This window comes from Lacinutrix undariae, assembly GCF_052934785.1.
The window spans coordinates 2,205,471-2,221,947 of sequence record NZ_CM128809.1 but is presented as its reverse complement, the minus strand read 5'-3'; the positions used below and the strand labels follow the sequence as shown (position 1 = coordinate 2,221,947).

Annotated in this window: 10 protein-coding genes; 5 read left to right on the top strand and 5 right to left on the bottom strand. The window is 30.9% G+C overall.

Translation table 11 applies throughout. The annotated features are described in order from the left end of the window. Positions 1-47 precede the first annotated feature (47 nt). Positions 48-989 carry a calcium/sodium antiporter gene (locus tag ACU4C5_RS09830; RefSeq protein WP_446844035.1) on the bottom strand — a complete coding sequence of 314 codons (942 nt, stop codon included), beginning with the start codon at positions 987-989 and terminating at the stop codon, positions 48-50. 198 nt (positions 990-1,187) lie between these two features. Between ACU4C5_RS09830 and ACU4C5_RS09825 the strand changes: the two genes are divergently transcribed. Together ACU4C5_RS09825 and ACU4C5_RS09820 are read left to right on the top strand one after the other, a co-directional pair. Next, the gene (locus ACU4C5_RS09825) at positions 1,188-1,547 is read left to right on the top strand and encodes a BlaI/MecI/CopY family transcriptional regulator (protein ID WP_446844034.1); all 360 of its coding nucleotides are present in this window, start codon (positions 1,188-1,190) and stop codon (positions 1,545-1,547) included. 2 nt (positions 1,548-1,549) lie between these two features. Then, positions 1,550-3,670 carry a M56 family metallopeptidase gene (locus ACU4C5_RS09820; RefSeq protein ID WP_446844033.1) on the top strand — a complete coding sequence of 707 codons (2,121 nt, stop codon included), beginning with the start codon at positions 1,550-1,552 and terminating at the stop codon, positions 3,668-3,670. 98 nt (positions 3,671-3,768) lie between these two features. Here the strand turns inward: ACU4C5_RS09820 and ACU4C5_RS09815 are convergent, their stop codons facing one another. Continuing rightward, complete coding sequence (locus ACU4C5_RS09815) at positions 3,769-5,730, bottom strand: endonuclease (RefSeq protein WP_446844032.1); 1,962 nt, start codon at positions 5,728-5,730, stop codon at positions 3,769-3,771. A 576-nt stretch (positions 5,731-6,306) separates the two neighbouring features. On the opposite strand from ACU4C5_RS09815, the gene ACU4C5_RS09810 reads away from it, so the two are divergent. After that, entirely contained in the window at positions 6,307-6,459 is a 153-nt protein-coding gene (locus tag ACU4C5_RS09810; RefSeq protein ID WP_446844031.1) for an SsrA-binding protein, read from the top strand. Between the two features lie 51 nt (positions 6,460-6,510). On the opposite strand, the gene ACU4C5_RS09805 is transcribed toward ACU4C5_RS09810, so the two are convergent. From ACU4C5_RS09805 to ACU4C5_RS09795, 3 genes are all read right to left on the bottom strand, one after another. Then, positions 6,511-7,710, bottom strand: a complete 1,200-nt coding sequence (locus tag ACU4C5_RS09805) for an efflux RND transporter periplasmic adaptor subunit (protein WP_446844030.1) — start codon at positions 7,708-7,710, stop codon at positions 6,511-6,513. A gap of 7 nt (positions 7,711-7,717) precedes the next feature. After that, positions 7,718-12,046, bottom strand: coding sequence for a CusA/CzcA family heavy metal efflux RND transporter (locus ACU4C5_RS09800; RefSeq protein ID WP_446844029.1), 4,329 nt, complete (start codon positions 12,044-12,046; stop codon positions 7,718-7,720). Positions 12,047-12,168: 122 nt separating this feature from the next. Continuing rightward, positions 12,169-12,480 carry a DUF6660 family protein gene (locus ACU4C5_RS09795; RefSeq protein ID WP_446844028.1) on the bottom strand — a complete coding sequence of 104 codons (312 nt, stop codon included), beginning with the start codon at positions 12,478-12,480 and terminating at the stop codon, positions 12,169-12,171. Positions 12,481-12,901: 421 nt separating this feature from the next. On the opposite strand from ACU4C5_RS09795, the gene ACU4C5_RS09790 reads away from it, so the two are divergent. Further along, the gene (locus tag ACU4C5_RS09790) at positions 12,902-13,705 is read left to right on the top strand and encodes a T9SS type A sorting domain-containing protein (protein ID WP_446844027.1); all 804 of its coding nucleotides are present in this window, start codon (positions 12,902-12,904) and stop codon (positions 13,703-13,705) included. A 119-nt stretch (positions 13,706-13,824) separates the two neighbouring features. After that, entirely contained in the window at positions 13,825-16,359 is a 2,535-nt protein-coding gene (locus tag ACU4C5_RS09785; RefSeq protein WP_446844026.1) for a M14 family zinc carboxypeptidase, read from the top strand. The last annotated feature ends 118 nt before the right edge of the window (positions 16,360-16,477 follow it).

The window sequence follows — 16,477 nt, the reverse complement described above, 5'->3', positions numbered from 1 at the left end:
AGCCTTCCAAAACAGGAAGGCATTTTATATATAATTGTGTGTTTTTATTAACCTCTAAATGCTAATACAATAAAAATACTGTAGCCTAAAACTAATACAAAACCTTTTACTTTATTAATTTCGTGACGTTTTGGAAGCAATCCTAATGGTACAATAATAGCTGCAAATAATAGCATCCAAAAAATATCGCGAGATAAAATTGAAGGCTCAGTTACCGGAATAGTTTTTATCATTGATGTTAAACCTAAAACCGATCCTATATTAAAAATATTAGATCCTATTAAGTTTCCTAAAGAAATTGCTTTTTCCTTTTTAGCTGCAGCAATTACTGAGGCTGCTAATTCTGGCACACTTGTACCAATAGCAATCATAGTAACACCAATTACGGCTTCGCTAACACCTAAATTTGTTGCAATTTCTGTAGCACCTTTCACCAACCATTCACTACCAAAATATAAAGCAACTGCTCCAATTAATAACCAGATTATCATCTTAAAATTAGAAACTACTGCAAGTGAATCATCAACATCTTCAACATCTTCAGTAGATTTTTGACTCTTAATTAAGTAAATAACAAATACTATTAATCCTGTAAATAAAATTGCACCTTCTATTGCGGTTAACTGATTATCATTCCAAAGAAAATAATATAATGCGATTGAAAACAGCATCATTATTGGCCATGTTAATCTATAAAATGCCTTATCTATAACAATAGTTCCTACAACTGCGGTGATTCCTAAAACCAGTCCAATATTAGCAATATTAGATCCCACAACATTATTAATTGCAATTGCTGGCGATCCAGATAATGCAGCTTGTAAACTCACTAATAACTCAGGCGCCGATGTAGCAAAAGATACCACCGTCATCCCGATAACTATTTTTGAAATATTAAGTTTAAAAGACAAAGCTACTGATGCTCGCACCAAAAACTCCCCTCCTACAACTAATAATACAAAGCCTAAAATTAAAAAAACGATACTCATAATCTTAAAAATTTTATGCGAAGATAAGTAATTTGAACCGCGATTAACAAAGGATTATTTTCTATTTATCGACTTTAATAAATCGACTTCATTTTATTCTGAAAACTAAAAAAAACGTTAAATAACTATATTAATAGTTGTATAACTATAAAAATAGTTTTAAGTTTGAATAGATATAATACACTAAAAATAAAACAGATGCAAAAGCTCACTAATAAAGAAGAAGAAATAATGCACATATTATGGACATTAAAAAAAGCATTTGTAAAAGATGTGTTAGCAGAAATTACTACCGAAAAACCACACTATAACACGTTATCTACCATTATTAGAAATCTGGAAGAAAAAGGATATGTAAGTTATAACGCCTACGGAAAAACGCACCAATACTTCCCGATTATTAGTAAAGAGGATTATAAAACTAAGTTTATGAATACTGCTATTGACAATTATTTTAATAGCTCGTACAAAAACGTAGTATCATTTTTTGCTAAAGAAGAAAAGATTAGCGTTGATGAGCTTAAAGAAATTATAGCACTTATAGAAAACAAACAATAATTATGGACTATCTACTAAAAGCATCGGCAGTTATAGCGCTATTTTTTGTATGCTATAAACTATTTTTACAACGCGAAACCTTTTTTAATCACAACCGCTGGTTTTTAATTACAGGATTAGTTTTGGCATGTATAATTCCGTTTATAATAATTCCTATTTATGTTGAATATACACCTACTCCAATACAAGTAAATACACTTTTTACAGCAACAGAAGCTACATTTACACCCGAAACGCCTTTTGATTATATGCAATTATTATCAGGAGTTTATATGGTTGGAGTTGCCGTTTTATTCGTAAAATTTATAATAGATTTAATCTCATTACGCAAATTAATGCGAAGTGGCACCAAAACAATACATGGTGAATTTACTCACATAGAAACCAATAAAAATCATCTGCCATTTTCATTTTTTAAATGGATTGTTTACAATCCCACACAATTTAAAACTCAGGAATTACAAGATATTATCACACACGAAAAAGCACACGCAAGCCATTTTCATTCTATAGATATCATGCTATCTCAATTAGTAACCATATTATTTTGGTTTAATCCTATTGTGTGGTTTTATAAAAAAAGTATCGCACAAAACTTAGAGTTTATTGCCGATGAAAAAGCACAACAACACGTTACAAGTACTAAAGATTATCAACTTTTATTACTAAAAACAAATGCCTCACAATTACAATCATCAATCACCACTAATTTTTACACATCATTAATCAAAAAACGAATCGTTATGTTACAAAAATCAAAATCCAACCCAAAAAACATCTACAAATACGCATTAATACTCCCAATGTTAGCGTTCTTTTTAATGAGTTTTAATACTGAAACTATTTATGTTGAAGTACAAAAAGACAAGGTTTCAGAAACAAAAAACGTAACTACAGAGTTAACAATGGTTATTACGAAAGACACCACAGATGAAATGCTAGAAAAATTTTCTGCCATAGCAAAAAAGCAAGATATTATTATAGAGTTTAAGAATGTGAAGAGAAATTCTGATAATGAAATCACAAGCATTACATCAAAATGGAAATCGAAAACAGGAAAAGGGACATGGAAAAGCAAAACAAACGAACCAATTGCTCCTTTTAGATTCTTCTCAAATGAAAATGAAACAGGGTTTGGAAATGTATCTGATCATTCAAAAATCTTAGAAAAAAATCATAACATTAAAAGTATTTCATATTCTGAAAACAGTTTTAATACCTCATCTACTGATTCAATTTATTTAACCACAACGAAAGTAAAACTTAATTCAGAGGATAACGAAGACACAAATATCATTGCTATTGAAAACGGAAAAATAAATCCTGTAAAAACTACAGAAGGCGAACAACCTCTTTATATTGTAGATGGCAAAAAAACAGATGAAAAAACAATTAGCAATATAAACGTAAATGATATTGAATCTGTAACTGTTTTAAAAGATAAAGCGGCCATAAAAGTATATGGTACAGATGGAAAAAATGGTGTAATTATTATTACGACTAAAACATCGCCTTCTGATGATGTTATTATGTACGAGGATATAGATGGACACATTGTAGTTATTGGTGAAAATGCAGAAGAATATATTTTTGTTTTAGATGGTAAAATCATCACAAAACAAGAATTAGAAGCTACACCTTTAGAAAACATTAAATCTGTTGAAACAATAAAAGCTGATGTGGCTAAAAAATTATATGGACAAGCTGCAAAACATGGGGCTTTTGTTTTAAAAACTAAAATTGAGAAAGGCACAAAAAACCCTTGGAATGGAGGGGTAAGTAAAGTAACCGAATTTATTATAACTACAGATTTTAGTGAGGATAAAGATTCTGAAACAACACAAGAAGCGACTTCAATAGATAGTTTTACTTTTCTTATTACAAAAACACTTAATGATAACGATTTAAAACGTCTTAAAACCCTAATAAAAGATGAATTAGAATTAGATTTTGAATACAGCCAATTAAAACGAAATAAAGCAGGAGAAATCACAAAACTAAAACTTATGCTTTCTGATGGTAAAGGAAAAAAATCTAGTGCTGCTTTTAAGAATAGTGATGGTATTCCTGATATTAATGTAGGAAAAAGCAATACTGGTTTAATTCTATCTTCTGAAGACTAGTTATTAAACATAAAAAATCCCAAGTAAATTATTACTTGGGATTTTTTTTTATAACTATAATATTAATGCTGAATGTTTAAAATTCAACATAAAAACAACTAGTTAATAAGTAGTTTTTTAACCGTCTTACCTTCTGTAGTTGAAATATTTAATAAATACATACCACTTGCAAGATTTAATTGAACTGGCGAGTTAGAAGTAGCTTCAAAAGTCTTTACAACTCTACCTTCAACAGTCATCACCTCAACGGTTGCTGTAGTTGTTAATCCTTTAATTGAGATACTATTTGATGTTGGGTTTGGATATACCATTAACTGGGTAGTATTAAAATTATCAACACCTAACGTCCAAGTTTCATCAACCATGTTTCCCCAAATATATTCTACTAAATCTGGTTGGTCAATAAATGGATTTCTATTATACTGCCATTCGTAAACAACATTATTTCTGTTCATTTCAAAATCATCTGGTGGATCATTTCTATGCCATTCTAATAAGGTTTGTAAATCCCCTAATTCTCCTACGTTTCCATCAGGATAACCATCCACAATACTTAACCCGTTGTAACGTACTGCTAAATAAAACACACCACGAGCAACATCACCTTTAAAACTTCCTAAGGTTCCTGTTGGTCCTTCATATTCACCATAAAACTGATTATTTCTACTACTATTTTCTGGTCCATCAACAGCTCTTAAAGCGTGAGCATCAGAATTTCCGTGACGTAAAGAATCTGCTTCTGTGTCCCAAAACACATCTTTTCCATCGGCAATTTCATCGTCTTCAATACTGTAATAACCAGCTCTAGATCTTGGAAAAGTATGTTCTCTATTCCATTTTCCTGTATTTGTTGAAGTGGTTTGAAAATCTAACTTAGCTCTACCTTGTTCTAAATACACTAACCAAACCTCGTTACTATTTGCAGGATTTTGGTCGGCTTCTTTTAAAATATCAATAATATCAGCATAAGTTTGCGCTCTTACAATACTTGGATCTGCAATAATATCTTGCATTGCTTGTTTTAAAACAGTACCAGATTTATTATTTAAAGTAGCATAATAACCATCAGGTTGTGTACTCTCAACGAGACCAAAAGTTGGATTTGTTGGTGTACCAAAATTAGCAACGGTAAAATCGTTATCTATAATTCTGAAAGGCACAAAATTATTATAAGGGATTACTGGAGCAGGTAAATTATCATATCTAATAATTGACTCTTCGTCACCTTCATCTAAAGTATCATCAACTAAAGTTATTAAAGTACTTATAGTATTTGTTCCTGCTAAAATTGTTAGCGTTGTTGATCCTGTAAAATCTGCAGTATCAAAAGTACCTTCTTCTAGTGTGAAAGAGAACATATAATCACTAGTTACATTTTCTTGCGTTGTAAATGTGATTTCAATAGTTTCACCTTCTGTAAATTCACTAGCTGTTATAGATGTAGAAATTCCGTTAGGGATAATTCCGCTTCCATCATTTAAAGCTCTTGGTGTTGGCGTTGTAGATGTATAAGATCCGTCGTTATTACGTTGAATAGAATTGGTATTATTACCAGAACCTTCATTAATTTGTTCTAAATCTGTAAAATCAGGATGTTGATTAAAAATAGCAATCATGTCTGTATCATCAGAATCTGAAGTATCATACATTAACACATCTACTAAATTATCAATAGTTGCAACTGTTCCTTCAGGGAAATCAAATGAATTTGCTTGATAAATAGCAACGGCATCTGCACCATTTTGAATCACATTTGCCGAAATTAATAACTGCGGAAATGGTGTTACAGTATCACTACCTATAAGAAGTAACCCATTATCATCTGTAATGTAACCATCTAAATCTATTGTAAAGTAGCTAGAGTTTCCACCAGAATTTGAACCATTAAAAAGCACCACAACGTAACCATCTAAAGGAAAGTTAGGAGTTTCTGATAGTAGCTCAATAAACTCTTCGTCATCAATACCTGGATTGTCACAATCTAATTCGTTAATAACAATCTGACTTGTCATTAGGTAAGTTGTAAAAAGACATACAACTAAACTTGTAATTTTTTTCATATTTAAGGAGAATTTCTGCGAAAATACATATCTACAGACGTTTATTCTCTTTTAAATATTACTATAATATTAATTTAACATAATTTCAGAAAAACAAATATCGTTTTGATACAAATAAATTTCACTTTTTAATTTTAGAAATAATGAAATACTGTAAAATCAGTCTTTTTTAGATCAAAACTACCTTGAAAATTCAAAAAACACACAAAAACCCCCTACAATTATTTCAAATTGAAACCATAAAACACATTAACAGTTTTAAATTAAAACACCAAACAAGACTAGTCACATTAAAACTGAAACACAAACCATCTTTTTACTTATAAATTAGAATTCAAATGCATTGTTTTTATTAAAAATCCTTGGATACAAGATTACTAAAATTATATATTGAAAACTCAATCAATAAATTAACTCATTTATTAACCTTTAAAACCAACACATTATGATGACACTTGTAGAAATTTTAATCGACATTATCTTCACAATAAGATAAGCAAAAAAACTCAAAAAAGTAAGACTTAATTCTAGAGTAAGTTTTACTATTTTTACCATCTCAAAAAAGACACTAGGATTATGAAAATATATTTCTTTAAAAGCATTGCAAAACTTAACAAGTTAGTGCTTCCTAGTTATACCAAACAACAATTAGATTTAGCAAAAGCTACAAAATTGCAACTCGCAATTATAGGGTGGAAGGCCTATGTAACTATGAATGCCTTGGGATAAAATCTTTACCACAGTGCATTTGCATAAATACACCATGGTAAGATTCTGCTATTAATGGCTATGTGCTGACTCTCCTTTTTTAAGTTCTGCGATTAAATAATACGCATTATTTACAGCAAAAGTAACGCTAGCATCTAAAGGTGTTTTAAGCGTAATTGCTACCCAACCATCACTAGTTACTCCTTTAATAATTTCCACAGGTTTAAAACTCCAATTTTCTCCTTCAGTTTCTACTGTAAAAACAAAAAATGAATCGCCATCTTTTACAATTGCACCTTCCGGAATTGCTTGTGTTTTTGAAGTTTCAACTTCTATTTTCCCTCTAATATACATTCCAGGAATAAGGTTCCCGTTTTTATTTTCAATTTCAGCATGAACATGAATTGCTTTAGGATTTTCTTCAAAAGTTTTTCCTACCGAATATACGGTTGCAACTAATTCTTTTTCGGTATCTGATTGCACATTAAAACGAACGGTTTGTCCTTTTTTAATCTTCTGAGCATCTTTTTCAAACACCATTAAATCGGCATGCACATGATGTGTATCTACAATTTCAAATAACTCCGTTTGCGGATCTACGTATTGTCCGGTTTTCACTTCTACTTTTTGTACATAACCTTCAATAGGACTTCTTAAAGCTACACGTTGATAAATGTTTCCTTTTTGAATTCCAGAAGCACTTAAATTTAAAAGTTTTAATTGCGCTTCTAATCCTTTTACTACAGCTTTTGAAGCTTGGTATTCCGACTCCGCTTTTTGAAAATTCATTCCAGACCCTACACCAGCTTCATATAATTTCTTTTGACGTTCATAATTATTTTTCAAGAAACTACTATTACTAAAAGCATTTAAATAATTAGTTTGCATGCTTATAATATTAGGATGTGATAAATAAGCTAACACTTGATTTTTCTCAATTTTATCACCTTCAATCACCTCTATAGAATTTACATTCGCGCCAATTATCGCAGTAACAGCAGCTTCGTTTTGTGGTGGCACTTCCAACTCCCCATTTGCTTCAACATAACCGCTCATATTACGTAAAGACAACACACTTTTTTCCATCTTAAGCGCTTTAAACTGTGCATCTGTAAGCATTACCTCGTCACCGTGTGAATCTTCTTCTTTACTTATATTTTTATCTGTTTTAGAATTACTGTGTGCAACTTCCTCTTTAGAATTTGTATCATTTTTACATGCTGAAAGCCCTAAAATTGCCATTAAAATGATTATATATTTAAAATGTGTCATAAGTTTATTATTTAAAAGATTGTAGTTGAAATGTGCTATCTAAGTATTTAATTAATGCCTCCTGCGCATCTAATTCCGATTGGATAGTGTCTTTAATTATTTGCGTGAATCCTGCGTAATCTATTGCTCCTTCTTTGTAAGCAAACAAAGCGCCTTCACGTTGTGTTTTAGCTAAAGGCAAAACATTTTTCTCGTAAAATCGCCAAGACGATTTCCATTTTTCATAATTAGAAATTGCCTGTTGAAATTCCGAATTTAATTCGCGTTCTACGAACCGTGTTTGCGATTCTAAAATAGATTGATCAACTGCTGCCGTTTTTACACGTGCTTTATTAGTTCCTGATAAAAAAGGTATTGAAATTCCTCCTTGATAACTATAAAACCCAGTAGATCCATTTACTTTTTGCAAACCTCCTTGAATATTAAATTTTGGTAAATTATTTGCTTTTGCAACTTTTAAATTGGCTTTTGCAATCTTCAGTTTATTTTCAGCTAAAAGATATTGAGGATGAGCCGTTATGTTTGATTCTGTAATATTTAAAGTCGAATCTATAAAGGTTGACACCGAAAAAAGCAACTCATTATCCATAACCAACCACAAGTTTAATTGCTGTAATGCCCTATTAAAATCGTGAGTTGCTTGTTCTTTTTTATTCTGAATTTGAAGCGCTTGATTAGTTGCCGAAAGATATTCTAATTTTGAAATAGCTTCTACCTCATAGTTTAAAACTACTGCCCTTTTAAAGCGAGTATAAACGCTATCTAAATGTGTATATAACTCTAAAATATTCTTAGCTTTTAAAGCTAAAGCCCACGATTTTTTAACCGCTTGTTCTACTTGAAGTTCTGACAGTTCATAAGCACTTTCTGCAAACTTAACATGTGCTGTTTGTAATTGTTTTTTAGCACTTATTCCAAACACATCAATATTAGATTGCCCTATTCCTACTGTTGTGTATATTCCTGTATCAGAATTAATTTCTTCGCCGGCAGTATATATATTTGTGGTTCCAAAATCATACACTGTAACTTTTAATTGATGTTGTTTATCAATTTCTAACTGCTGTTGTTTTAATAACGGAAAATTTTCTTTAGCAATACTTACAGCTTCATCTAAAGATAATTCTTTTAACCCTGAAACGTCCTGTGCTCTTCCTGAAAAAGACACAAAAAACAAACAGATTATACTTGGAATAATTGGTATAGTTTTTTTTGTTTTCTTAAACGAAAACACACCATTTTCAACCCAATGGTATAAAATTGGAAGAATAAATAAGGTTAATAAAGTTGCCGTAAGCAATCCTCCAATAACTACTGTTGCTAACGGACGTTGTACTTCTGCTCCAGCTCCAGATGAAATTGCCATTGGTAAAAATCCTAACACATCGGTAAAAGCAGTTAACATAATAGGACGAATACGACGTTTTGTCCCTTCAACAATACGGTCTTTTAAATTGATAACCCCTTCGTCTTTAAGTTCATTTAAACCACTTATCATTACGAGTCCGTTTAACACTGCCACTCCAAAGAGTACAATAAATCCAACACCTGCCGAAATACTAAAAGGCATATCTCTAAGCCATAGCGCAAAAACACCTCCAATAGTTGCCATTGGAATAGCTACATAAATCATAAGTGTTTGCGGAATAGATTTTAAGGCGAAATAGATTAATATAAAAATAAAAATAAGCGCTAGAGGTACAACTAATTGTAAACGGCTACTAGCACGTTCTAAATTCTCAAAAGCACCACCGTAACGTAAATAATATCCTGCTGGTAATTTTAATTTAGTTTCTAATATTTGTTGAATATCGTTAACTACAGATTTTACATCGCGATCTCTAATATTAATTCCAACATAAGTACGACGATTAGTATTATCTCTACTTATTTGCATAGGCCCCGGTTGATAACTAATATCTGCAATTTCGCGTAAAGGTATTTGAGTTCCGGAAGGCAAATTGATAAATAAATCTTTAACATCAGTAATATCTTTCCGGTTAGATTTATTGAGTCTCACTACAAGATTAAAACGTTTTTCACCTTCAAAAATCACACCCGCTTGTCCGCCTGCAAAAGCAGCTTCAACCGTACGATTAAGTGTTTTTATATTTAGCCCGTATTGCGCCAATTTATTTCTGTTATAATCAATTGAAATTTGCGGTTGCCCTGTGGTTGCTTCTACTTTCATATCTGCAACACCTTCTACACTGGCTATAAGTTTACCTATTTCTTCAGCTTTTGAAGCTAAAATTTCTAGATCATCTCCAAATAATTTAATAGCTACATCTTCCCTCACACCAGTAAGTAATTCATTAAAACGCATCTCTATAGGTTGCGTAAATTCTAAATTAACACCAGGAACAATACTGATCGCTTTTTTTATTTTTTCAATTAAATTTTCTTTTGAGGTTGCTGATACCCATTCGCTTTTAGGTTTTAAGATTACAAATACATCAGCAATATCCATGGGCATTGGATCGGTAGGTACATCGGCAACTCCAATTCTACTTACAATGGTTTTAACTTCTGGAAATTGCGCTTTTACAATACGCTCAATTTTTGTGGTTGTTTCAATAGTTTCGGTTAATGAGCTACCGGGTTTTAAAATCGCATGAAAAGCAATATCACCTTCATCTAACTCAGGAATAAATTCTCCTCCCATTCTTGTAAACATTAAAATAGTAACAACAAATAATGCTACAGAAACCCCTATAATAAGTTTTCCGTTAGTTAATGATTTTACTAATAATGGTTGGTATTTTCGCTCTACCCAATGTACAAAACGATCACCATATCCTATTTTATCTGATTTTGGTACTCTTAAAAAGTATGCCGAAATCATTGGCACATAAGTAAGACATAAAACCATAGCTCCAATCATAGCAAAAATGAATGTTAATGCCATTGGCTGAAACATTTTCCCTTCTACACCTTCTAGAGCTAAAATTGGAATAAATACGATTAGAATAATTAATTGCCCAAAGAAAGCGGCATTCATCATTTTTTTTGACGATTTTGAAGCTACTTTATCTCGTTCTTGTGAGGTGAGTGTTTTACGTTTTATAACTTGTGATGAAATAAGAAAAACAGTACTTTCAACAATAATTACGGCACCGTCAACTATAATTCCAAAATCAATAGCCCCTAAACTCATTAGGTTTGCCCAAACACCAAAAACGTTCATTAAAATAAAGGCGAATAGTAAAGATAGTGGAATTGTAGAAGCTACAATAAGACCACCTCGCCAGTTTCCTAGTAATAAAACGAGTACAAATATTACAATAAGTCCGCCTTCTAATAAATTACTGGTAATTGTTCCCGTTGTTTTTTTAATAAGTGCACTACGATCTAAAAATGGTTTTATAGTAACACCTTCTGGTAATGATTTTTGAATTTGAACAATACGTTCTTTCACTTTTTCAATCACTACATTAGTATTAGCTCCTTTAAGCATTAAAATCATACCACCAACAGCTTCACCTTTTCCATCTTTAGTTAGCGCGCCATAACGAACTGCATTTCCTATGTTAACCTGAGCAACATCTTTAACTTTAATAGGAATGTTATTAACGTTTTTAACTACTATATTTTCGATATCAGAAATGCTACGCACCAAACCTTCTCCTCTAATAAAGTTCGCTTGATGGTTTTTTTCAATATAAGCACCTCCCGTATTTTGATTATTCTGCTCAAGTGCTTCAAAAATTTCAGAAATAGTAATTCCAATAGCTCTCAACTCGTTTGGATTAACGGCTACTTCATATTGTTTTATTTTTCCGCCAAAAGCGTTCACCTCAACAACACCTGGTACCATAGCCATTTGCCGACGTACAATCCAATCTTGTAGAGTTCGTAATTGGGTTTCATTAAATTTAGATTTATAAGTATCATCAACCTCTAATGTGTATTGATAAATTTCGCCTAAACCTGTTGAAATTGGCCCCATAGTTGGTTTCCCAAAACCTTCGGGAATTTGTTCTAATATTTCTGGTAGTTTTTCAGATACCAATTGTCTTGGTAAATAGGTTCCTACAGCATCATCAAATACGATAGTAACTACCGACAAACCAAATCTAGATACTGATCTAATTTCTGTAACATCGGGTAAATTACTCATGGCTAATTCTACTGGATAGGTTACAAATTGTTCAATTTCTTCGGTTCCTAAATTAGGTGCTTGCGTAATAACTTGCACTTGATTATTTGTAACATCTGGAACTGCACCGATTGGTACTTTTGTAATGCTCCAAATCCCTGCTCCTATTATTGCAAATGTAAATAAGGCAATAATAAACTTGTTATTGATTGAAAAATCAATGATTTTATTAATCATAAATTAAGTATTAATTCTGTTGATTTTTTTCAATATCAACCTAATATATTATAGGTTAACTTGAAATTATTGGACACAAAAAATGTGTGAATAGGATATAAGAATCCTATAAAAAAACAGAATTATGCTCTAGGAGGTTGAAATAAGGGATTGTTAATATCTTTACCTAAACTATCAAAATGAAGGAATAGTTTTGTAGAAATTTCTACTGCTACAATTTCATAATCATTAGTCGCTGTATAAGTTGCATGAACATGGCAACAATGGCATTGGCAAAATGGTGAACAAAAATCTAGATTATTATGTTCATGTTCTAGATCAATATGTTGTGATATTTCGGTTTGAAACTCATTATTATTAGGTACACTATCAGAACATGGCATAAAATTAAGAGCCAAAAGATAGAATGATAATATGAATGTGATGAATTTCATTATGACAAATGTATAACATATATAATAAAAAATGAGTTTGTTATGTTTATAGTTTGGTGAATTTTATTTAATAAACATATCAATTCGAGTCGTTACATCTTGGAATACTACAAACACGTCTTTATCTAGTGAATTAAAAATTTCTGCTATAAATATATCTGAAGATAAAAACCAATACAAGATCGTATAACAAGAAAATTATTGTAGAATATTACCCCATTTTTCAATTAAAAAACGAAATGAAAACCACGAACGTTGTCTTTTTTCTGTTAAAAAGTATCTTTTTGTACGAAAAACCCTACGTTAACAAGCTTGTTTTATGTATTTCATCGATTATTTATGTATTTCGTAGGTTTTAATTTAATTAAAAAGATATATTTGTGGAACCAAATCAATACTAATTCATTTAAAACCAAATCAAATGAATAAATTAACCTACTTACTGTTATTATTACTAACTTTTAGCTTTGTAAATACTGCTAATTCTAGTACAAATTCTTCAACTAATAATACTATCCGACGTGTAAGGATAGATTTTAAAACGCCTTTAAACTACACAAAGCAAATACTTATTGGATTCACTTCCAACAACATTGCTTCAGATGGAGTGGATTACGGATATGATGCTTTAAATTTTCAAGATTTAGATGATGATCTTAACTGGGTTATTGAAGATGAAAATTATGTAATTCAAGGTGTAGGAGAATACGCTAATTACAAGCAATATCCTTTAGGTTTATTTTTAACAAACACTGGAGAGTTTCAAATTTCATTAAATTCTTTAGAAAACTTTGAATCTGAAATAAATGTTTACATCTATGATGCATTATTAGATACATTTACATCTATTGTTGATAGTAATTACACAAATAACTTACCAACTGGAGATTATCAAGATCGTTTTTATGTTACGTTCTCAGACAACATTAACGTTATCAATTTTGAAACAAATAGCACTACATTATCAACAAGTGACATAAACACACAAGAACCTACTATTCAGTACCTTAAATCATCAAAAGAGTTAAATATCAGAACAAATAACTCAACATCTATTACAGGTTTAAAACTTTATAATTTAAATGGTCAAGAAATTTCATCGACTACAAGTATTAATAAAAACAACTATAAATTACCTATAAATAACGTTTCAGGAAACTATGTTATTGTTAACGTATACACTAATGACAAAACAGTGACTAAAAAACTATTACTCATACATTAACTAAAAATTAAGAAAAGGTAAAGTATAGCCGTTAATCGTATTTTTATGCTTTTTAAAGGTTTTATAAGAAATTAAATGATATATTACACCATACTTTTAAATAAATTACAATTTAAATTATGGAAAAAACTACACTAATCTCTGCTATATTTCTGTTAATTTCATTTAGTATAAGTGCACAATTAACACACCTACAAAAAGCTCAAAATTACATTACTAATAAAGGCGAGGTTACTTTTAGTTTTCATGTAGAAAATAGTTCTGAATTAATTGAAATGACACAAAACATGTCTATAATTAATTATGATTCTGAAACAAATACAGTAAAAGTTTGGACCAATGAAAGTGAGTTTAATCAATTTCAAACATTAGGGATTGATATTAAAGTTAATGACGAAGATAATTCTAACAACGGAATTATAATGTCTAATCAAATTACCTCAACAAATAGTACAAATACAACTTACCCACTATCTTTTCCATTAACCTCCTATCCTACTTACTCAGATTATGCTACCCAAATGCAAGCTTTTGCAGACAATCACCCAAGCATTTGTGAGTTAATTGATATTGGAGGAACAACCGAAGGTGCAGCTGGAGGAAATAAACGTTTACTTTTTATTAAGTTATCGGATAATATATTAACCGATGAAGCAGAACCAAAAGTAATGTACACCTCATCTATTCATGGTGATGAAATTACAGGCTATCCGTTAATGCTAGATTTAATAGACTATTTCATTACTGCTTATGAAGACACTTCTCATGCCGATCATTTCAGAATTAAAAATTTAATTGATAACTCAGAAGTTTGGATCAACCCAATGGCTAATCCAGATGGTACATATTATAATAGCAGCTCAAATACATCTGTTACAAATGCAAGACGAGCTAACGCTAATAATATTGATTTAAACAGAAATTATCCAGACAATGTTGCAGGAGCACACTCAAATGGGCATACAGCATACGAGTTAGAAACACAACATTTTATGACCTTAGCCGAAAACACACACTTTGTGTTATCTGCAAATTTTCATGGAGGCGTAGAAGTTGTAAATTACCCTTTTGATAATACCTACGATAATCATGCAGACACAGATTGGTTTTTCTTAACAGGAAAAGAATACGCTGTAAATTGTCAAAATGATGGTTCTAGTGGCTATATGGATGCAGAATATGACAACCACCAATGGCCAGGAGTTACTGAAGGAGCAGATTGGTACCAAGTATTTGGAGGTCGACAAGATTACATGAATTTTTATTACCAATGTAAAGAAATCACCATAGAATTATCTGATGCTAAAACACCGCCTTCAAGCCAATTAGACGATTTTTGGAACTACAATAAAGAGGCATTAATTGAGTATTTAATTCAGGGAACATACGGTTTTACAGGTACCGTTTCAGATGCAATTTCTAATACACCAATTGAAGCCACCATAACGCTTGTTGGTCATGACAATACAGGTTCTCATTCTGTAAGTAGCTTACCTTTTGGTAATTTTTATAGACCTGTATACGCAGGAACTTATGATATTTTAATTGAAGCGCCTTGTTATGAATCAATAACGCTTACTGCGGAAACTATTGCCAATTATCAAACAAAATCATTAGGTACAATTTCATTAATTCCATCAACACTTTCTACACCAACAAGTTTAGCGGTTACATACACCGATGGCACATCTACAAATGCATCTTGGACAGCAACTACAGCAGATCGTTTTGATATTAGGTATAAAATTACAGGCGCAAATGACTGGACAGAAATTACAAATGTTACTAATCCTTATACAATTTCAGATTTAGATCCAGAAACCACATACCAATTTCAAGTAAAATCTTACTGCGGAACAAATAGCACTTTATATTCTAGCGATAAACAATTTACAACTACAGGTATTAGTTATTGTGCCTCTTTAGGAAGTAGTATTGAAGACGAATATATTAGTAATGTTATCGTAAACGGAATTAGTAATAATACCCAAAATAGCACAACTTCAGGGTATTCAGATTTTACAAACATTTCGCTTTTTGCTGATTTAAATATTAACTCAACAAACAATACCATATCGGTAAGTAAATCTTGGCCTGGAAATCAATATAACGAAGCCGTTTCTGCTTGGATAGATTTTAATAAAAATGGAATATTTGAAACATCAGAAAATATTCTTGAAACAAATTCTAATAAAAACAATCCTGTAAGCAATACCTTTTCTATACCAAATTCTACAATTGCAAAAACAGGTATAACACGAATGCGTGTCATTTTAAAATACTACGATAGTACGGGTAATACTATAAACAATACATGTGAAACTTATGGCTATGGCGAAACTGAAGATTACAATGTTAATATTATAGACCCAGCACTATCTATCACTGATAACAGTATGGATGATACTATTTTAATTTTCCCAAATCCATATACAAACACTATTAACATCAAGTTTAAAAACACAACAAATACTGTAAATATTAACATGTATGACATTAGCGGACGTGTTGTTTTAAATCTTAAAGATGTAACACCTTTAAATAATCTATTAAAAATAAATCATCTTAATAAATTAGCCTCAGGCACATACTTTATTAAAATTATTAACCTCAGCACAAACACATATACAGTTAAACGAATTATTAAAAATTAAACACCTTATTTCAAACCTTAAAAACTAAATTTATTTTAATTCACAAAAAAACATACCGTTTATCGATAAAAATTGCATTTTATAGATTTTAATCCTATATTTGATTATCAAATTCTCC